General features: G+C 35.8%; 17 protein-coding genes. 6 read left to right on the top strand and 11 right to left on the bottom strand.

Annotated features, from left to right (window positions below; genetic code table 11):
* Window positions 1–33 precede the first annotated feature (33 nt).
* From RNZ46_RS00925 to RNZ46_RS00900, 6 genes are all read right to left on the bottom strand, one after another.
* The gene (locus tag RNZ46_RS00925) at window positions 34–327 is read right to left on the bottom strand and encodes a 4a-hydroxytetrahydrobiopterin dehydratase (protein WP_316983514.1); all 294 of its coding nucleotides are present in this window, start codon (window positions 325–327) and stop codon (window positions 34–36) included.
* Between the two features lie 55 nt (window positions 328–382).
* Window positions 383–1,219, bottom strand: a complete 837-nt coding sequence (locus RNZ46_RS00920) for a sugar nucleotide-binding protein (protein WP_316983513.1) — start codon at window positions 1,217–1,219, stop codon at window positions 383–385.
* A 122-nt stretch (window positions 1,220–1,341) separates the two neighbouring features.
* Window positions 1,342–2,427, bottom strand: coding sequence for a glycine cleavage system aminomethyltransferase GcvT (gene gcvT / locus RNZ46_RS00915; protein ID WP_316983512.1), 1,086 nt, complete (start codon window positions 2,425–2,427; stop codon window positions 1,342–1,344).
* Window positions 2,428–2,677: 250 nt separating this feature from the next.
* Window positions 2,678–3,274, bottom strand: coding sequence for an outer membrane beta-barrel protein (locus tag RNZ46_RS00910; protein ID WP_316983511.1), 597 nt, complete (start codon window positions 3,272–3,274; stop codon window positions 2,678–2,680).
* Window positions 3,275–3,517: 243 nt separating this feature from the next.
* A complete protein-coding gene (locus tag RNZ46_RS00905; protein WP_316983510.1) occupies window positions 3,518–4,471 on the bottom strand; it encodes a transketolase family protein in 954 nt (317 codons plus the stop codon).
* 19 nt (window positions 4,472–4,490) lie between these two features.
* Entirely contained in the window at window positions 4,491–5,366 is an 876-nt protein-coding gene (locus RNZ46_RS00900) for a transketolase (protein WP_316983509.1), read from the bottom strand.
* 306 nt (window positions 5,367–5,672) lie between these two features.
* Between RNZ46_RS00900 and tgt the strand changes: the two genes are divergently transcribed.
* From tgt to RNZ46_RS00870, 6 genes are all read left to right on the top strand, one after another.
* Window positions 5,673–6,803: a tRNA guanosine(34) transglycosylase Tgt gene (tgt, locus tag RNZ46_RS00895; protein ID WP_316983508.1), complete on the top strand. Its 1,131-nt coding sequence runs from the start codon at window positions 5,673–5,675 to the stop codon at window positions 6,801–6,803.
* A 77-nt stretch (window positions 6,804–6,880) separates the two neighbouring features.
* Window positions 6,881–7,957, top strand: coding sequence for an LptF/LptG family permease (locus RNZ46_RS00890; RefSeq protein WP_316983507.1), 1,077 nt, complete (start codon window positions 6,881–6,883; stop codon window positions 7,955–7,957).
* 131 nt (window positions 7,958–8,088) lie between these two features.
* Window positions 8,089–9,000 carry a DMT family transporter gene (locus RNZ46_RS00885; protein ID WP_316983506.1) on the top strand — a complete coding sequence of 304 codons (912 nt, stop codon included), beginning with the start codon at window positions 8,089–8,091 and terminating at the stop codon, window positions 8,998–9,000.
* A 166-nt stretch (window positions 9,001–9,166) separates the two neighbouring features.
* Window positions 9,167–10,120: an acetyl-CoA carboxylase carboxyltransferase subunit alpha gene (locus tag RNZ46_RS00880; protein ID WP_316983505.1), complete on the top strand. Its 954-nt coding sequence runs from the start codon at window positions 9,167–9,169 to the stop codon at window positions 10,118–10,120.
* A 168-nt stretch (window positions 10,121–10,288) separates the two neighbouring features.
* Window positions 10,289–11,830, top strand: a complete 1,542-nt coding sequence (dnaB, locus tag RNZ46_RS00875; RefSeq protein ID WP_316983504.1) for a replicative DNA helicase — start codon at window positions 10,289–10,291, stop codon at window positions 11,828–11,830.
* A gap of 163 nt (window positions 11,831–11,993) precedes the next feature.
* Window positions 11,994–13,178 (top strand): asparagine synthetase B, encoded by a 1,185-nt coding sequence (locus RNZ46_RS00870; RefSeq protein WP_316984945.1) that lies wholly within the window; start codon window positions 11,994–11,996, stop codon window positions 13,176–13,178.
* Window positions 13,179–13,216: 38 nt separating this feature from the next.
* Here the strand turns inward: RNZ46_RS00870 and RNZ46_RS00865 are convergent, their stop codons facing one another.
* From RNZ46_RS00865 to RNZ46_RS00845, 5 genes are all read right to left on the bottom strand, one after another.
* Window positions 13,217–13,921: a hypothetical protein gene (locus RNZ46_RS00865; protein WP_316983503.1), complete on the bottom strand. Its 705-nt coding sequence runs from the start codon at window positions 13,919–13,921 to the stop codon at window positions 13,217–13,219.
* 11 nt (window positions 13,922–13,932) lie between these two features.
* The gene (locus tag RNZ46_RS00860) at window positions 13,933–14,796 is read right to left on the bottom strand and encodes a toll/interleukin-1 receptor domain-containing protein (RefSeq protein WP_316983502.1); all 864 of its coding nucleotides are present in this window, start codon (window positions 14,794–14,796) and stop codon (window positions 13,933–13,935) included.
* 164 nt (window positions 14,797–14,960) lie between these two features.
* A complete protein-coding gene (locus tag RNZ46_RS00855) occupies window positions 14,961–17,195 on the bottom strand; it encodes a caspase family protein (RefSeq protein ID WP_316983501.1) in 2,235 nt (744 codons plus the stop codon).
* A gap of 7 nt (window positions 17,196–17,202) precedes the next feature.
* Window positions 17,203–17,805, bottom strand: coding sequence for a hypothetical protein (locus tag RNZ46_RS00850; protein WP_316983500.1), 603 nt, complete (start codon window positions 17,803–17,805; stop codon window positions 17,203–17,205).
* Window positions 17,784–19,802, bottom strand: coding sequence for a TPR end-of-group domain-containing protein (locus tag RNZ46_RS00845; protein ID WP_316983499.1), 2,019 nt, complete (start codon window positions 19,800–19,802; stop codon window positions 17,784–17,786). Before RNZ46_RS00845 ends, RNZ46_RS00850 begins: the two co-directional genes overlap by 22 nt.
* Between the last annotated feature and the right edge of the window lie 21 nt (window positions 19,803–19,823).

Below are 19,823 nucleotides of genomic sequence, written 5' to 3'. Positions count from 1 at the left end.
AATACTTAAAACGATTACTGCCAACAAAATTGGCTATTCGTCGTCTGGTTCTACAATATGTTCTATGGCTTTTGCCAGTTTAAAGTCTTTATTGGTTACCCCATTGGCATCGTGTGTAGACAGCGATATGGTAAGTATATTGTACACGTTACTCCAATTTGGGTGATGGTTTAAGGCTTCGCATTCAAAAGCAATTCTGCTCATGGCGCTAAAGCAATCTTTAAAATTCTCGAATTCAAATTCGGCGTGAATCGCATCATCATAATATTCCCATTCTGGTAAATGCAATAATTTTTTTTCTATGTCGTCTTTTGATAGTTTGCTCATAATTCATGTTTTAAATTGATCGTTAACATGCTCAAATTTCAAGCATTAAAATCCATTAAATTTTTAATTCAGTTAATATATCTTGACTTAACAATTGAAGGTTTTTTGGTAGCAAATTATATTTTGGCAATACCGCTAAATACCTGTCGTCGTTAGTTGTGTATACCTGTTTATATAGGGCCTTAAGGTTGCCTAATGATTTTATTATTTCCTTAATAAAATCGTCGTGGTGTACCAAATCGGTACTTCCTAAATGGAAAACCCCAAATTTACTTCTATTGATTATATAGTGCAATTGTTGCGTTACTTTAGTGTCGGTGGTTACATTCATTATTAAATTAGGAAACACTTCAATGGCCGTTTTGTTTTTTATATGTTGAAGGATTTCCAACACACGGGGCGACTGGTTTCCAAAAACCATGGGCAAGCGTAAAATAGCGACTTGTCTTTTGGGTAATCGCAACAACATATTTTCAATTTTTATTTTAAAATGCCCATAAATACTATTACTGTATGTTTTATCGGTTTCGTAACTTGGATACTTGCTATAAGCATCGAAAACATTTGCAGACGATAGAAATATAAGTTTTATTTTGTTTAAAAATACATATTCCGAAAGATGCTGATGCACTAAAACTTGTTTTGAAAAATCGCCACGAAGCGCCGAAATTATGATAGTTGGTTTCACAATATCCAGAATTTCGTAAACGTCATCTTCTTCAATATTATACTGAAAAAAGTGATGGTTTTTTTCTAAATCTTTGTTTGTTATATTGTAAGTACCAAACGTTCTAAAATAGGAGCAGAGTTCCTTGTAAATGGCGCCACCTAAAAATCCGCTTGCACCTAAAATTAAAATACTGTGTTTGTTTTCTGCTGCCTTCTCTTTCATTAAATCCTAACATTATTCCATATAAACTAGCAACATATGGTTTTTAACGTTTTTGTAGCCAGTTTGGTGTTAAATGGGTTATAAATGTATAACAACTAAAATACTTAGTAACCGAATAAATTTTATAAACCTTTATAAAACGGTAATTTTATAATGGTAGCAGGAACTGCATTTTTACGTATTTGTATGTTTATTTTACTGTCTACTGCAGCAAAAACATTTGGCACATAGCCTAAGCCAATACCAATGCCTAAACTGGGGCTCATAGTACCCGAGGTAACAATCCCTATTTTTTTACCGTTGCCATCAACAATATCGTAACCTTGACGCGGAATGCCGCGGTCATCTAATTTAAAGGCTACTAATTTTCGTTCTGTGCCACGTTCTTTTTCAGCTTTTAGCGCTTCAGAGTTTGTAAAGTCTTTAGTAAATTTTAATATCCAACCTAAACCTGCCTCAAGTGGCGAGGTGGTCTCGTCAATATCATTTCCGTAAAGGCAATATCCCATTTCTAATCGCAAAGTATCGCGTGCCGCCAAACCAATGGGTTTGATACCGTAGTCCGCACCGGCTTCAAACACCTTGTCCCAGATTTGTTTAACTTCAGCATTTTTACAGTAAATTTCAAAACCACCGCTACCCGTATAACCGGTTGCCGAAATAATAACATGCTCGACACCTGCAAAATCGCCAACCACAAAATTGTAAAATTTTATAGATGACAAATCATGGCTTGTTAAGGACTGCATTGCTTCAATGGCTTTTGGGCCTTGAATGGCGAGTAATGCGTAATCTTCACTTAAATTCCGCATTGTGGCGCCAACATCATTTTTAGACTGAATCCAGTTCCAATCCTTTTCAATATTACTTGCATTAACAACCAATAAATAGGTTTGTTCTTTAAGTTTATAAATAATTAAATCGTCAACTATACCACCGTCGTCATTCGGCAAACAGCTGTATTGGGCTTTGCCAATAGTTAATTTACTAGCGTCGTTACTACTTACCTTTTGGATTAAATCCAGCGCATGTTCACCTTCAATTAAAAACTCCCCCATGTGCGATACATCAAACACACCAACAGAATTTCTAACAGTTTCGTGTTCTGCATTTACACCTTCGTACTGCACGGGCATATTGTAACCGGCAAAGGGCACCATTTTTGCTCCAAGAGCGATGTGTGTTTGATTTAAAGCTGTGTTTTTCATTTGAGGATAATTATTTTATAATTCCCTCGAAGGAGGAAATCTCATTAATTTATATCTAAAACAAATGTATTGATTTTTTATAGATTTCGCTTTCGCGGAACGGAAAATATTGCTCATAAATCCATCGAAAACCATAAAGTTTTAAATGATGTTTCATCCTTTATATTATACATGGAAAAAGTGTAAATAAAAAAACCTGAACAAAAATTTTATTGTTCAGGTTTTAAGTTTAAAATTATATTCGATGCGTTTAAAGCACAAGCGATAAACTTAAAATAAGCTGATCGGGGCGCGTATCTAATCTGTTATCCACATTAACGCCATTGTTGTCTAAAAAAGTAGCTTCGTTGTTGCTTAAACCTCTTTCGTATCTCACATCAATACCAAGTTTGTTAAAATTTAGCCCGATGCCAAAGTTTAGACCAACAGAAAAATCATTTTCTATTTTATTAATGGAAAGGTCAGAGGCTTTAAAATCAGTGTCTAAAATATATTGAAATGAGGGGCCGCCAAAAACACTAATGGGCCCTAAAACTTTCAGGCCAACCAGCATTGGTGCATCTATTTTTTGCATTTTAAAGCTGTTGTTATTATAATCGCTTTTTGTGCTGGTGTATACCAACTCGGGTTTAAAATAAACTTGCTTTCCAATTTTACCAAATAACCCAAAGTGATAACCTACATTTCTATCAGGATGTTCGGCATTGCTACTTATAGATTCGAAATAATTGCCATTTGCATTGTAGTTTAATCCCGCTTTAAAACCAATTCCGGTGGCAGTTTGAGCGTAAGTAGCTGTTGATATTGTAACTAAAAATAATAAGGTAATAAAAAAAGAATGCTTCATAATTGTTCGTTTTTTGTGATTTTGAGGTATAGTATCAAAAACGTTGCCAAACGGAAATTATTTCTTTAAAATGGATTTTTTTGAAATTAAAGGAAGTAGTTTAAACCGTAATTTGAAATGTCAGTTTGAGCGTGGTCGAAAACATTATGCTGCTGAAATTTAGTGCATTTCGACTACGCTCAATGTGACATAAAAGGATTTTTTATACTTTTTAAACAATCCCTTTTTATAATAGAATCACTATTATTTTCTACCAATAACAGTCTGTACTTTCTCTACAATTGAGGCACTGTTTAAACCGTACTTTTCCATAAGTTGAGCCGGTGTTCCCGATTCCCCAAAGGTATCGTTGGTAGCTACAAACTCTTGAGGGGTTGGGTTGTGTAAGGCTAATGTGCGGGCAACACTTTCGCCCAAACCACCTAAAAAGTTATGTTCTTCGGCCGTAACAACACATCCGGTTTTTGCAACCGATTCCAAAATAGCCTTTTCATCTAAAGGTTTAATGGTATGGATATTTATTACTTCGACAGAAATACCTTTTTCGTGCAATACTTTAGAGGCTTCCAAAGCTTCCCAAACCAAATGGCCCGTAGCCACAATAGTAACATCGGTACCTTCGGTAAGTTTTATGGCTTTTCCTATTTCAAATTTTTGGTTTTCAGGCGTAAACACAGGAACTGCAGGTCTACCAAAACGTAAATATACAGGGCCTTCGTGGTCTGCAATAGCAATGGTTGCCGCTTTGGTTTGGTTGTAATCGCAGGTGTTTATTACCGTCATGCCAGGAAGCATTTTCATCAATCCGATATCTTCAAGTATTTGGTGTGTGGCACCATCTTCACCTAAAGTTAAGCCGGCATGCGAAGCACATATTTTTACATTTTTACCAGAATAGGCGATAGATTGACGAATTTGGTCGTAAACCCTTCCGGTTGAAAAATTGGCAAACGTTCCCGTAAATGGAATTTTTCCGCCAATGGTTAAACCAGCCGCAATGCCCATCATATTGGCTTCGGCAATGCCTACTTGAAAGAAGCGCTCTGGATTTTCTTTAATGAATTGATCCATTTTTAACGACCCAATTAAATCGGCACAAAGTGCTACAACATTGGGGTTGGTTCTACCTAGTTCGGTGAGTCCAGCTCCAAAACCGCTTCGTGTATCTTTTTTTTCAGTGTAAGTGTATGTTTTCATTTTTCTTTTTAATTGGGAATTAATAATCGCCTAAAGTTTCTGCATTTTGAGCTAAAGCACTTTCCAGTTGCTCGTCGTTTGGTGCTTTTCCGTGCCACGCGTGTGTGTGCATCATAAAATCAACACCGTTGCCCATCATGGTTTTCAATAATACACAAACCGGTTTTCCTTTTCCTGTTTCCGCTTTGGCTTCTGCCATACCTTTTAAAATGGCTTCAATCTTGTTACCTTCTTCAATGTCAATTACCGTCCAGCCAAAAGCTTCAAATTTAGCTCTAATGCTTCCCATTGGCAATACATCATCGGTAGCACCATCAATTTGCTTTCCGTTTAAATCTATGGTCGAAATTAAATTATCTACTTTTTTAGCCGAAGCGTACATAATAGCTTCCCAATTTTGACCTTCCTGCAATTCGCCATCGCCGTGTAACGAGTACACTAAATGTTGATCTCCATTCAGCTTTTTGGCTTGTGCCGCACCAATGGCAACACTCATGCCTTGACCTAGGGAACCGGAAGCGATTCTTATTCCCGGTAAACCTTCGTGCGTAGTTGGATGCCCTTGTAAACGCGAATTAATTAATCTAAAAGTGTTTAATTCATCTACCGAAAAATAACCTGTTCTCGCCAACACACTGTAATAAACCGGAGAGATGTGGCCGTTTGATAAAAAGAAAAGATCTTCACCAATACCGTCCATATCAAAATGGTCTTTTCTATCCATAATTTCACTGTAAAGTGCTACAAAAAATTCTGCGCATCCTAATGAACCTCCTGGGTGACCAGAATTTACTTTATGCACCATTCGTAAAATATCTCTACGAACTTGCGTCGTTAAATCTTCTAATTGTTGTGTGTTTGGCATGTTTAAATTATTAGTTTTTTTGCGCGACAAAAATAATCTTTTAAATACCCTTAACAAAATAGATATGATGCATTTATTAACTAATTATGAAGATTTGCTAACAATTGAAAATTTTATTTTAAGATTCGTTGTTAATTAATTTTATTGCACTTGGTTAAAGGCGTTTTTACATCCATAAATTTTATTAAATGTTTAAGAGCAAAAGCTGTTTTGTTAATTATCTTTACTCAGGCATTCTAATTTTTATTAAATAAGACTTTGTGAACCTTTATGCAGCTTGAAAATGAATTAAAATAAAAAAATTATGTAGGTTTGTCAGCGACAGATTTTAAATTTATGACATTCGAATTAAAAGCGAAAGACACCCAAAGTAATGCCAGGGCAGGAAAAATAACAACAGACCACGGGGTTATTGAAACCCCAATTTTTATGCCTGTTGGTACGGTAGCAACTGTAAAAGGTGTGCATCAGCGTGAGTTAAAAGACGATATAAACCCCGATATTATTTTGGGGAATACCTATCATTTATATTTACGTCCGCAAACCCATATTCTGGAAAAAGCGGGCGGATTGCATAAGTTTATGAATTGGGATAGGAATATTTTAACCGATTCGGGTGGCTATCAAGTGTATTCGTTGTCTGCAAATAGAAAAATAAAAGAAGAAGGCGTTAAGTTTAAATCTCATATTGACGGAAGTTACCATACATTTACCCCTGAAAATGTAATGGAAATACAACGTACCATTGGAGCCGATATTATTATGGCTTTTGATGAGTGCACACCATATCCGTGCGATTATAATTATGCGAAACGTTCGATGCACATGACCCATCGTTGGTTGGACCGTTGCATCAATCATTTAGAAAAAACACCATTAAAATACGATTACAATCAAGCTTTTTTTCCAATCGTTCAAGGCAGTACGTATAAAGATTTACGAAAACAATCGGCCGAATATATTGCGAATGCAGGCGCTGTGGGTAATGCCATTGGCGGATTATCAGTGGGCGAACCCGCCGAAGAAATGTACGCGATGACCGAGGTTGTAACCGAAATTCTTCCCCAAGATAAACCGCGATATTTAATGGGTGTTGGTACGCCAATCAATATTTTAGAAAATATTGCGTTAGGAGTAGATATGTTTGATTGCGTAATGCCAACGCGAAATGCCCGAAACGGCATGTTGTTTACGGCACATGGTTCAGTCAACATTAAAAATTTAAAATGGGCTGATGATTTTTCGCCAATCGACGAAATGGGAATTACATTTGTTGATACCGAATATAGTAAAGCTTATTTAAGACATTTATTCACAGTTAACGAGCTGTTGGGCAAGCAAATTGCGACCATTCACAATTTAGGTTTTTATATGTGGTTGGTTCGCGAAGCGAGAAAACATATATTAGCGGGAGATTTTAGAATTTGGAAAGACAAAATGGTAAAACAAATGGACATTCGCCTTTAAAAAGAATTTAAACAAAAGAAGCTGACATAGAGAAGAAATGAGTTTTCTTTATTCTGAAAAATAAATATGAAATTGAATTGAAAATACTCGACTGGTACATATTAAAACGCTATTTGTTTACATTTTTTATGATGCTGATGTTGTTTATCCCCATTGGGATCACCGTACATCTTGCCGAAAAAATTGGGAAAATCCTTGAAAACGAAGTGCCTTTTGGAGAAGTTATGTTGTATCTGTTGGATTTCACCATTTATTTTGCACATTTACTGTTTCCGCTGTTTTTGTTTTTATCGGTTATTTGGTTTACATCTAAACTTGCTAATAATACCGAAATTATTGCCTTTTTAAGCTCGGGCGTATCGTTTACAAGATTTTTAAAGCCTTATTTATTTGGTGCGTTTTTTGTTGCTATTTTGGCACTTATAATGGGTTTGTATTTAGCACCAAAAGCAAGCCAGGGATTTAACGATTTTAGTTATAAATACTTAAAAAAAGGTAGAAAAGTTGCAGAAAACAGGAATGTTTTCAGACAAATTAATGATACCGATTTTATTTATGTAAGCAGTTTCGATCTTAAAAACAAGCAAGGCAGTAACTTTACTTTAGAGCATATTAAAGACAATAAGCTCGTTTACAAAATCAATGCGAATACCATAAAATTTATTGATAAAGACAGCACGTATCAATTAAGGAATTACACAAAACGCACCGTGGGTGAATTTGACGATATCCTTGAAAGCGCCCCAAAAAAAGATACCGTTTTCAGTTTTGATATCGAAGATTTAACACCGGTTATATATATTGCCGAAACGCTTTCGTATGGCGATTTAACCGATTTTATCGCCAAGGAGGAAAAACGTGGGTCTTCCAACATTGGGCGCTATAAATTGGTGCTTTACAGAAAATGGAGCTTACCGGTTTCAGTATTTATTTTAACCATTATTGCGGTTGCCGTATCGTCTATAAAAAGGCGCGGAGGCATGGGCGTTAATTTAGCGGTGGGCATTTGCATTGCCATGGTTTTTGTGTTTTTTGATAAAATATTTGGCGTAATGGCCGAACAGTCAAACTTCCCACCGGTTATTGCGGTATGGTTTCCTAATGTCATTTTTGGTATTTTAGCCATATATCTTTTACGAAATGCCAAACGCTAGGGTTTATTATGAAATAAGATGTACAGAATTAACTCAGGTATTTTGTGCAATAACGAGGCAAAAAATGCAGATATAGCCAAAGCTAAATCGAGGCTTTTTAACAAAGTTAATGTGCAAAAGAGCAAGGTAAAATGGATAGATTATTTCATAGCAAACCCAAACTTAAAAACTATTTACATCTTCATTTTTTAGTTTTTATCGCAGGCTTTACTGCTATTTTAGGCGAGTTAATTACAATTAAGGCCGTTCCTTTGGTTTGGTTTAGAATGGTTATGGCATCTATTTTAATGTTTCTTTACATTAAAATAGCCAAAGTAAAACTAAAAGTATCGCCAAAAGCTATTATTAAGTTTTCGTTGGCAGGTATTATTATTGCTTTGCATTGGATTACATTTTTTGGTGCTATTGATGCATCCAATATTTCAATCACATTGGCCATGTTTTCCACGGGCGCTTTTTTCGCCTCTTTTATCGAGCCTTTTATTTATAAACGCGCTATAATTTGGTATGAAATTGTTTTCGGAGTCATCGTAATTATCGGTGTTTTTGTTATTACCCAAAGTGAATTCAAATATATTAATGGGATTGTTTTGGGCATTTTATCAGCTTTCTTATCGTCATTATTCGCTGTGCTTAACGGGAGTTTTTTAAAACAGCATACCGCGACGGTTATTTCGTTTTACGAGTTTTTAAGTGGCGTAATGTTTATATCAATTTATATATTATTATTTGGCGGTGGGTTTTCAACTGAATTCTTCAATCTAAGCGCTTCAGATTTTGGCTATCTTTTTATTTTAGCTTCTATTTGTACCGCTTATGCCTTTATTGCATCGGTGTATGTTATGAAACTTATAAGTCCGTATACCGTTGTGTTAACCTATAATTTAGAACCTATTTACGGTATTTTGTTGGCCATTATGCTTTTCCCTGAAAAGGAAAAAATGACACCGGAATTTTATTATGGCGCTATTGTAATTATTGCAACGGTTATGCTAAATGGCATTATAAAAAACATAAGAACATTAAAAAGAAAACCTTCTTAACAGAATAACATAATTAAAGTTTTTATATTTACTCAATCTTACTAATTTGATAATTAAGGTGTCGTATAATTAAAATTTTATTTCGTTTTGATTGTAATTTTAAAACAAAATAAAATATGTAATTTTGTACCCTAACCAAGATTAATAGTCCAAACAAAAAATTCTTATGGAATATTTAGAATTTGAATTACCAATTAAAGACCTAGAAGACCAATTGCTAAAGTGCAAAGTAATCGGAGAGGAAAGTGAAGTTGATGTTACCGAAACTTGCTCGCAAATTGAAAAGAAACTTAAAGCCACCCAAAAAGATATTTATAAAAACCTAACGCCATGGCAGCGTGTGCAATTATCGCGCCACCCAAATAGACCATATACTATGGACTATATAAAGGCCATTTGCGGGAATTCGTTTTTAGAGCTCCACGGCGATAGAAACTTTAAGGATGATAAGGCGATGATTGGTGGCTTAGGAAAAATTGGCGATCAAAGTTTTATGTTTATTGGCCAGCAAAAAGGCTATAATACAAAAACACGTCAATACCGTAATTTTGGTATGGCGAATCCGGAGGGTTACCGCAAAGCGTTACGCTTAATGAAATCTGCCGAAAAATTCGGAATTCCAGTAGTTACCCTTTTAGATACTCCTGGAGCTTACCCCGGATTGGAAGCAGAAGAACGCGGACAAGGTGAGGCTATTGCAAGAAATATTTTAGAAATGACACGATTAAAAGTGCCCATTATTACCATAGTTGTAGGCGAAGGCGCCTCTGGTGGTGCTTTGGGCATTGGAGTAGGCGATAGGGTACTTATGTTAGAAAACACTTGGTATTCAGTGATATCGCCAGAGTCTTGTTCGTCTATACTTTGGCGCAGTTGGGAGTATAAAGAAACAGCTGCCGAAGCTTTAAAATTAACTGCTAGCGATATGAAAAAACTAAAGCTAGTAGACGAAATTATAAAAGAGCCACTTGGAGGCGCACATCGCGATAGAGACAAAACATTTACATCTGTGAGCAACTCAATAGTGAAAACTTTTGAAGCACTTAAAAACTTATCACCAAAAGATTTGGTGTCTCAGCGTATGGATAAATATATGCAAATGGGCGTATACAAAGGGTAAGCCTTTTAAAATAGCATTAAAGAAAAATCTGAAGTTAATAACTTCAGATTTTTTTATGGTTATTGACAATAATTATAAGTTATTAACAGTTAAATTGTTAACTAAAGGTTAACAATCAAGAATCATTTTTCATACTAAAACACACACAATTTAATTACTTTCGTAGTCATGAAACAACCTAACCAAATCCAAGGATACAAAGTAGATAAAAGTACTATTATTAGTCTTGAAAAAGGAAAGATTCCGCCACAAGCTATTGATTTAGAGGAAGTTGTGTTAGGTGCGATGATGATTGATAAAAAGGGCGTCGATGAAGTCATCGATATTTTAAGCCCTGACGCATTTTACAAAGAAGCCCATCAGCATATTTTTGAAGCGATTTTTCAATTGTTTGAAAACAGCGAACCGGTAGACTTATTAACCGTTTCTACACAGTTAAAGAAGAATTCCAAGCTCGAATTGTCAGGAGGCGATTTTTACTTGATTTCCCTAACGCAAAAAGTATCCTCTTCAGCGCATATCGAGTTTCATGCACGCATCATTTTACAAAAATTCATTCAGCGTAGTTTAATAAAAATTTCTAGTGAAATCATTGAAGATTCTTACGATGAAACCAAAGATGTTTTCGATTTATTGGATAAGGCCGAAGCTAAATTATATGAAGTTACCCAAGGTAACATAAAAAAATCGAGTGAAACGGCACAGGATTTAGTGATTCAGGCTAAAAAGAAAATTGAAGAAATTTCAAATAAAGAAGGTTTAAGTGGGATTCCTACAGGATTTAATAAGCTGGATAAATTAACATCGGGTTGGCAACCATCCGATTTAATTATTGTGGCGGCACGTCCGGGTATGGGTAAAACCGCTTTAACCTTGTCTATGGCAAGAAATATTGCAGTCGATCAGAATATACCCGTTGCTTTCTTTTCTTTGGAAATGGCGTCGGTACAATTAATAACCCGTTTAATTTCTAGTGAAACGGGGTTGTCTTCGGAAAAATTACGAACCGGTAAGCTGGAGAAGCACGAGTGGGAACAACTTAACGTAAAAGTAAAAGGTTTGGAAAAAGCGCCACTTTTTATTGACGATACACCGTCGTTATCCATTTTTGATTTACGTGCCAAAGCGCGCCGTTTATCATCACAGCACGGTATAAAATTGATTATGATTGATTACCTGCAATTAATGACCGGTGGCAGTAGCCACGGTGGGAATCGTGAGCAGGAAATCTCGATGATTTCAAGAAACCTTAAAGCCTTGGCAAAAGAGTTGAACGTACCCGTAATAGCCTTATCGCAGTTATCGCGTGCGGTTGAGACTCGTGGTGGCAGCAAGCGTCCACTATTATCAGATTTACGTGAGTCGGGTGCGATTGAGCAAGATGCCGATATTGTATCGTTTATTTACAGGCCCGAATATTATAAAATTGACGAATGGGACGATGATGAACGTTCGCCAACCGAAGGTCAAGCAGAATTTATTGTGGCAAAACATCGTAATGGAGGTTTGGAAAACATACGTTTAAAGTTTATCGGGCATTTAGGTAAGTTTGATAATCTAGATGATTTTGATTCGCCTTTCGAGTTCCATTCTAAAATGAATGCCGCCGCTAACGATGACACCTTTCAAGCAGATAATTTTAAAGCAAGCCCAGATCAAGCCTTTGGCAGTTCGTTTAATGATGATGACGAAAGTGATGTGCCTTTTTAAACATTAATCTTCTGTTAAACACACATCAAAAAGCCTAAAATTTAAGTATCTTTCTTGCTTAATCTGAAATCCATTATTTTCATTGAAAACGAGAAAACTCATTATTATTTTTTCATTTTTCATTATTAATTATAGTGCGTTTGCCTCGTACATCCTTATTCCTATGGATGCAGAGAGCCAAAAAAACCATTTAAAAGCTTACGGAATAACGTATTGGACGTTAAACAAACAACTAAAAATAAAATGGTTGCTTAATTATCGAGGTGGTTCTTTTTTATTGCCCAATACCGAAGAAATTCAACGTGAATGCCAAATACGAGGCGTTTCGTTCGAAGTGATTTCCAATTCAAAAGCAGAAACTATTTTAGAAGAAATTAGCAGTCCGAGTAAAAACATGGAAGCCGTAGTTTTAGAAAAAGCACCCAAAATTGCCGTTTACACACCGTACGGCAATCAACCGTGGGACGATGCCGTAACCATGGTGTTGCAATATGCTGAGATTCCTTACGAAACCGTTTACGACGAAGAGGTTTTAAACGATGGACTATTACTTTTCGATTGGCTGCATTTGCACCATGAAGATTTTACGGGGCAGTTTGGTAAATTTTATGGGGCTTACAGAGCTGCAAATTGGTATATTCAAGAAAAAAAGGAAGCCGAAGCGTTGGCTAGAAAGTTAGGTTATTCTAAGGTTTCTGAGGCGAAACTTGATGTGGCTTTAAAAATTAGAGACTACGTTATTGGTGGCGGCTTTATGTTTGCTATGTGTAGCGCGACCGATAGTTTTGATATCGCATTATCGGCCGAAGGTATTGATATTTGCGAACCCATGTTTGATGGCGATGGTAGCACACCCGGATACCAGAATAAAATAGATTACAATAAAACCTTTGCTTTTACAGATTTTACTTTAGAAACCAATCCGAGTATTTATGAGTTTTCGTCCATAGATATGACCCGAAAGCGCATGATTCGTAAAACGGTAGACTATTTTTCATTAATGGAATTTTCGGCAAAATGGGATCCTATTCCAACCATGTTATGCCAAAACCACACGGCTTTGGTAAAAGGGTTTATGGGACAAACCACGGCTTTTACAAGAGATGAAATAAAATCGAATGTGTTGGTAATGGGCGAAAATAAATCTAATGGAGAAGCCAAATATATTCACGGCATAAAAGGAAAAGGTTTTTTTACCTTTTATGGTGGGCACGACCCTGAGGATTATCAGCATCGTGTGGGCGATGCCAAAACCGAATTGGATTTACACCCAACCTCACCGGGGTACCGGTTGATTTTAAACAATGTGTTATTTCCAGCGGCAAGAAAGAAAAAACAGAAAACGTAATTCAATCTTGTATCGATTTTACTGATTCTAAAATAATATTAATAATACCTTATTTTCACCCAAACTTCGGCATCATTTTTTTTAACTTCAGAAACGAAGGCTTTTGAACTTGGTCGCCAACCTTCTTTGTTTTTTGTGGAGTTAAAATTTGCTCTTCTATAGGTTATTCTGTTAGTAGACTTAACCATTTTAATGATATCGTTTTCTTTTGGTTTGGTGTTCTCTATTGATGCTATTTCATCTACTTTTTCAATTCCGCGTCGCCAAATAATTTTTGCTATTTGACCCTTGGTTGGTTGTGTATATGGACCATTTTCGGTTTCGTTGCCAACATACAACCATCCGGATTCGCCAATCGAACTAGAGCTTTTAATATTAGATATGGCTGTATTCATATCGAGCGAGTCACGTTTTATGCCCCAAATATTGGTGAGGTATTCTATATAGTCTTCAACCGAATTTGCCTTTTCAATATGTTTCCAATATTGTTCTGGTTGTAGGCTGTTTTTTAAATCATTATAAAGCTTTTTATTGATTGAATCTGATTTTTTAAGGTCTTTGTAGGTTTCAGTCGCTTTTATGGTTAAAACATCAATTTGATCGGCTTGTAAATCTATTTGTTTTCTCGTGGTACTAACATAATATAGAAATCCTGCGAGCATAGCAACTATTATGTAATAAGCCCATTGATAGCGTTTATCTTTTTTTTCAATCTCCTTTATTTTATCATCGATACGTTTCATTCCTTTTTAATTTAAATTTTGATGTAGTTATAAAATTCGGTGTTAAATTTTTCAATTTCGGTATCCGATAATTTATTCATAACACGTGTTAAGCGCTCACGTTTTAGTTTTAACAGCTCCAATAAATCAATATTTCGTTCTCTTTTTTTAATTGCTCCAAAGGGGTTTATGGATAATAAATTTAATGCTAAACTTCCTACTGCCGCAATCCAAAAAGGTACTGTAATTAAATTTGTGAAGCCTAAAACTCCAAATGTAACAAGGCTTAAAACGCCAACAACAATAATCATTTTCCAATTTTTCTTAATGCCTTTCTCGTGCATTTTAGAGGCGCGATTAATTTCATCTTCTGAAACCAATAAATCTTCAAGATGAACCTCAGTTTGAATGGCTTTTCCTGTAGATTCTTCAGTTGTATTTGCAATAACCTTTTTTGGCGCTTCAGACACACCAATAAGTTTGAGTACTTTTTTAAGGTTAGCCGAGGCTTTTTCCTTTAACCCGAGAAAAGACAAAATATCATGTATGGCCTTATCCGGGTTATTGGTTAAATCTGCATATTGCCTGCGTTGCCAACGCATAGGTAATTTGCATTCTTCAATAAGGATGGGCACCATTTTCTTTTTGGTATTAATGGCGATGGAAACCTCGTCTTGAACATTAGGCGACTCAACGGATGTTGGTGACAAAATAAGCATTAAGGTTTCTGATTTTTCCAAAGCTTCCTCTATGGCATCATCCCAGTTTTCACCAAGGCCGATACCTAGTTGGTCAATCCAAACGTTTACGCCCAAGCTTTGCAATTCTTTAACAAGTCCGATAGCGAAGGGTCTATCTTTACTTGAGTAGCTTACAAAAATAGTTTCTGCACTCATGTTATTCGTTTTTAGTTGGTTAGGATTAATTAAGGAGATGTCAATATAGTCATTTTTTGATTAGATTATTAGTTTTTTTTTAATAAGGATTCATTTTATTACAATGGTAACCAGTTGTTTAGACTGCTAATTGATTCTGAAAGTTATTCTTTAAAAAGTTGAGATTAACTTAACAATTGCGCTTTTAAAAACTGTGTAAATTCATCCTCATCTTTATTTGTTAAGGCGACATATCCGGCGTACGCATTGGTATGCATAGACACTTTTTCCCTAATGGGTATATTTGTTGACGCTTTTATGTAAAACTCTTTCGCGCGTTCCAAATTCCCTAAATACATGTTTGCTTCGGCAACGGTGGCATATTTCCAAAGATTATCATCGCAATGCTCCGTGGCTTCCAATGCTTGATTTGCATATTTTTTCATTTCCGATTTTCCCGTTTCCGGATCGGTTACAATACTTAAAAAAGCTAAATTGATGGCGTGATAATATATTTGGGAATAGGCTTCATTTTCAACCGAAATTTCTAAGGCTTTACTATAATAATCACGGGATAGCTGACTGGATTTATACGAATAGGTTTTTAAATAGTCGCGTTTATGCCTCCCAGCAATGATTCCCATTAAATCCGTATTGTTTTTAGCCATGGGGTGATGGTTTAAAATCTCATAAACTTCATTTTTTCGTTCAAGCCCTTCCAATGCAAAAATGAGTTGGGTTAAACCTCTTTTATCAAGATCATCTTTATTCGGCAGCAGCTTTTTAACCACGGCATCGTACTTGCCCAAGGTTAAATTTATTTCTTCTTTATTGGTGAATTGATTAAAAAATTTACTTCCTGTTAAAGTGTTTAGAATTAAAGCGTAGACATCATCTTTTTCGTTATCCGGTTTTACCATTTGTAGGTGTTTGCCGTCCACGATTTCGCAATGTGTTTCATCAAATGGTTTATGGCAAGATTCCACGGAAACATATTCATCTTCAGACGAAGCCGCGACCTTTAATTTAAATGGATACGTATGGTTGAAGGTGTCTTTCCATTGTTTGCGAAGCGATGTTATGTAATCGCCCTCACTACTCAATGCGCTATATTTTTTGTTCCATTGTTTGGCGAGCACTTCAGGCGCAATACCGTTACTGGGTGTGCCGAACATAATGAGGTGCGAAATTCTATTTCTATGGTCTGCATCTAAGCCTAAAATGGCTTTTTGTGCCATTAATCCGCCCAAACTATGTGCAACGATTGCTATCCGATTATAGTCTTTGAATTTATATTTTATAGATGTTTTTAAGAAACCTGCAATTTTATCTACGTCAAGAATGGCACCCCAAATATCTTTACCTAATTGTGGTTGTACAACGGGCGAATACCCTAGGGGTTTCATGGCCCAACCATCAAAATTGGAATCGGCTTGCAGCATTTTTGGAATATTGCCAAAGGTGTCTTTTGATTCTCCGGAAAACCCATGGACAAATAGCAATAGGTTATTTCCTTCCGCTCGTTCCCAAGATTCCAAATTACTGCTTTTTGATGTTAAGGGTGCCTTCTGTTGCGTTTGAATCTTAAACTTATTCGTTACGATTTTATCTTTAAAATTTTTAGGAATATAACTAATAACAAAATCACTGTTCATTTGAAGATTAGCATAAGGCGTTTGATCTTTAACAATGTCGCTACGTTCTTTAAGCGTTTTAATCAACTCCGGAATTCGTGTGAAAACATAATTTACGGTTTCCACCATCCTAATGTATTCATCTGCAAAAAAATGTTTGTGCTTTGCGTTTAATGCTTCAATAAAGGAGGTTGTAAGCACGCTGTAATCATCGTTATTATCGCCCCACGACAATTCTTCGGCTTGAGAAGAGGCTATGATTACCATACCTTGTTCATCATCAATTTCTTGAGCGATGCCTTCTAAATCTTCGGATTTACGAAGTGTATTTTGTGCTGTATTATTTGAAATGGTTTGCGAAATAACATCATCCTTCCCATCAAAAAAACCTCCAGAATGGCAACAGTCGAACATGATAATCATGCGTTTTGATTTCATTTGACTGAGTTTTTCCCGTAATTGTTCTCCCAAAATTAAACTCTCACTAGTGGCTCCGTAAGGCAACAAGTAGGAGCGACCTTCGTAGTAACCACCATGCCCAGAGTAAAACAAAAGGAAGGATGAGTTCTCATCAATCTTATTTATGTATTTATCAATGGCTGCGATAATGCTTTCGGTTGTGGCTTTTTTATCCAGTAGAAGTGTGATGTTTTCTTCTTTGTAGCCACACAGTTCCTGATTGGTTAACACATCAAAAATAGCTTGAGCATCTCTAAGTACCTGGGTGGTTTTTTGCTCATTGTCCACACCAATAATTAAGGCGTATGCATGGTCTAGTTTTTTCATAGTGTATTTACAAGGATATATTATTGAACAATGTTTTCATTTGTATTACCTGATTATATGTAATCTTAGGGGAATTTAAGCCCATATTATTCAATTCTATAAGGGTTTTTAACTGACGCGCCGTTTGATTGTTGATAATGTTATGTTCGGCTAAATGGGTTGTTAATGCAAAATTTGAGGCACTATTGGTCGTGATGCCTTTTTGAGCGGCTATGTTTTTTAATTTTTGATTTATGGTATCCTGTAACTCCAACAACGCTTGGTACGGTGTTTCGGCATGGCTTTTTTTAGGAGTTATTTTTGAGTCTTTGGGAATAATGCTACCGCCATCTTTTGGAATGATGCTAGAGCCATCTTTTGCGGTTATCCCAGTCGAATCAATTCCAATTAACTTTGTGGCTTCTTTTAGTTTGTCCTCAATAAAATTCATTTCAAAACCTTGCGCCCCGGCTTTAATTGAGCCTAAGCTACTAATTACTTTGCCTATGTGTTTTCTAAAAAAAAGTAATCCCAATAGTACGGTTAATGGCCAAATAATAACGTCTAGTAAATTGATAATTTCTTGCATGGCTTTCCTTATGGTTAATATTAAATGCTTATGTTTTTCCAAAAATTCATGATTTGATTTATAAATTCCGGAGTGTCTTTAATGGTTTTAAAATGATAATCGTTTTGAAAGGTTGTTGGTGTGTAATTAAATCCTTGGGCCACAGATTTTTTAAGAAAGGCTATGGCTTTGTCTTTATCGCCCATGGATGCGTAATACTGCGCCCAACCATAATCGATGGCTCCAAACTGATAATCGGTTTTTAAACGGTTTAGTTTTTCAATTTGAGTTTTGGCGGCTTCAAATTGCCCATTTTTAGAAAAACTTATGGCCAACAAAACTATATATTCAATATTATTAGGTTCAGCTTCATGGAGCGTTTTATATAAGTCTTCAGCATTTTTAAAATCACCTATATAATAATAGGCTGTTGCAAGATCGGGCTTAGCCGTAGTGGCGTTACTGTTTGCAATAACTTTATTAAAATAGCTGTCTGCCTCAACTTTTTTATTGGCATTTAAAAACTGTATTCCGGTAAATACATTCAAATAATCCATAGCTTGATTTGTTGCCGTTAAAGCATAGTGCGACAGGTATTTTTCAAGTTCCAAAAACTTACCGGATTTCACATAAGCACTAATTAACGGGCGCTTTAAATAATTGGACTCAATAATGTTTGTAACCGGAGCCAATGTTTTTATAACCGTATTGTATTTGCCAAGTTCAACATCGGCAAGTGCTTTTACATAATACCTAAAACCACAACGCGTACAATTTTCTAAAACCATGTTGTCCATTGGGATTTCATCGTATATGGCATCAACATCTTCGGGTCTGTTAACATATTGTAGCGCAATGGTCATAGTGGTTTGGTTGGTGTTCATATCCAAAGACGCTACCTCGTATTCTTTTTTAATAGCGCGATATGTTTTATCATTTTTCCCCGTAATTATGGATTCATAGAACAGAAGCCAATTTTTTTGCCGTGCGTTTAATGAGGAATTTGCTGCTACGGTTTTAATTAAAGAATCGGTAATTGAAAACAAACCCTTGTTGTAATAGTAAGCCATGAGATGGGTTTTTGGCTCGAAAAAATCCTTATCAACTTTAATGGCTTTGTTTAAGTATTCCAAGTGGGTTTTGTCATTTTCAATATTATCCAATGCATTCATTAGATATTGATAAGCTTCGTAATTAGGTGGTGTTTCTTCGTAATATGATGCGATTTGATTATTGTTTTTCTGTATATAACCAGACTCATCTTGCCGATCTTCGGTCGATAAATACCCGAGAACATCTTGTTTTAATTTTTCTGCACAATCTAAAGGCGCATTGGGGTCGCACTTAATGGTTTCAAAAGAAATTAGTGTTTTATCGACTAAACCATCTTTTATGGAGCCTTGTAAAAACAGCGTATCTTTTTCCATGTAAAAAGCGCCTTCAATAACCTTAGCTGGCTTTAGGTAGTTTTTTAGAAGGTTATTTAAGTCGATGGATGTGCCGGCTTGAGATTTTATAACATTGGTATAATCGCTAACAATTTTTGACGAAATAACTTGACCCACTTCATTTTCAGTAATGCCATGGCTAATATACCTCGCCGCTATTCTGCCTACATTGTCTAATTCGGTATTGCCGGTCGTGTTTTCAAAATTTAAAACAGCAATCTTATCGTTACCATTTAATTTTTTTAGTGCTATTTTTTGACTAAAATTATTTTTGAAAATGAGGGTAATAGCAATACCGGAAAGTAAAATGATTACAAACAAAGACGAAAAGTACATTTTTTGAAACGCACTTTTGTTATACGGCGTTGTAGGGTCTTCGGTTTGTTGTATTTCATGTTTAAGAAGCCTGAACTTCCATACGTAGTAGATATAAATAGGAAACCCCAGCAACAAAATAACAATAAGATAAGTAACACTTTTTTCAGGAAGACCGAGGGGCGAGGCAATTAATGCCAACACTTGTAAAATTACCCAGCTCGATACAATATAAATAGAAAGCATCTTGAATACTCCCTTTTTATGGCACTCTTTTACGAAACCTTTTAGGTTCATTTTTCGGTCGATTAAATGAAG

Source organism: Hwangdonia lutea (assembly GCF_032814565.1).
Taxonomy (GTDB): Bacteria; Bacteroidota; Bacteroidia; order Flavobacteriales; family Flavobacteriaceae; genus Hwangdonia; species Hwangdonia lutea.
Note: the sequence above shows the minus strand (reverse complement) of the source record. Positions and strands in the feature narration are given on the sequence as shown.

Bases quoted from the DNA above. Each gene is read 5' to 3' on its own strand.
- RNZ46_RS00905 (WP_316983510.1), bottom strand. From the start codon at position 4,471: ATGAAAACATACACTTACACTGAAAAAAAAGATACACGAAGCGGTTTT.
- dnaB (WP_316983504.1), top strand. From the start codon at position 10,289: ATGAAACAACCTAACCAAATCCAAGGATACAAAGTAGATAAAAGTACT.
- RNZ46_RS00865 (WP_316983503.1), bottom strand. From the start codon at position 13,921: ATGAAACGTATCGATGATAAAATAAAGGAGATTGAAAAAAAAGATAAA.
- RNZ46_RS00885 (WP_316983506.1), top strand. From the start codon at position 8,089: ATGGATAGATTATTTCATAGCAAACCCAAACTTAAAAACTATTTACAT.
- RNZ46_RS00910 (WP_316983511.1), bottom strand. From the start codon at position 3,274: ATGAAGCATTCTTTTTTTATTACCTTATTATTTTTAGTTACAATATCA.
- RNZ46_RS00870 (WP_316984945.1), top strand. From the start codon at position 11,994: ATGGATGCAGAGAGCCAAAAAAACCATTTAAAAGCTTACGGAATAACG.
- RNZ46_RS00855 (WP_316983501.1), bottom strand. From the start codon at position 17,195: ATGAAAAAACTAGACCATGCATACGCCTTAATTATTGGTGTGGACAAT.
- RNZ46_RS00860 (WP_316983502.1), bottom strand. From the start codon at position 14,796: ATGAGTGCAGAAACTATTTTTGTAAGCTACTCAAGTAAAGATAGACCC.
- RNZ46_RS00925 (WP_316983514.1), bottom strand. From the start codon at position 327: ATGAGCAAACTATCAAAAGACGACATAGAAAAAAAATTATTGCATTTA.
- RNZ46_RS00880 (WP_316983505.1), top strand. From the start codon at position 9,167: ATGGAATATTTAGAATTTGAATTACCAATTAAAGACCTAGAAGACCAA.
- tgt (WP_316983508.1), top strand. From the start codon at position 5,673: ATGACATTCGAATTAAAAGCGAAAGACACCCAAAGTAATGCCAGGGCA.
- RNZ46_RS00845 (WP_316983499.1), bottom strand. From the start codon at position 19,802: ATGAACCTAAAAGGTTTCGTAAAAGAGTGCCATAAAAAGGGAGTATTC.
- RNZ46_RS00920 (WP_316983513.1), bottom strand. From the start codon at position 1,219: ATGAAAGAGAAGGCAGCAGAAAACAAACACAGTATTTTAATTTTAGGT.
- gcvT (WP_316983512.1), bottom strand. From the start codon at position 2,427: ATGAAAAACACAGCTTTAAATCAAACACACATCGCTCTTGGAGCAAAA.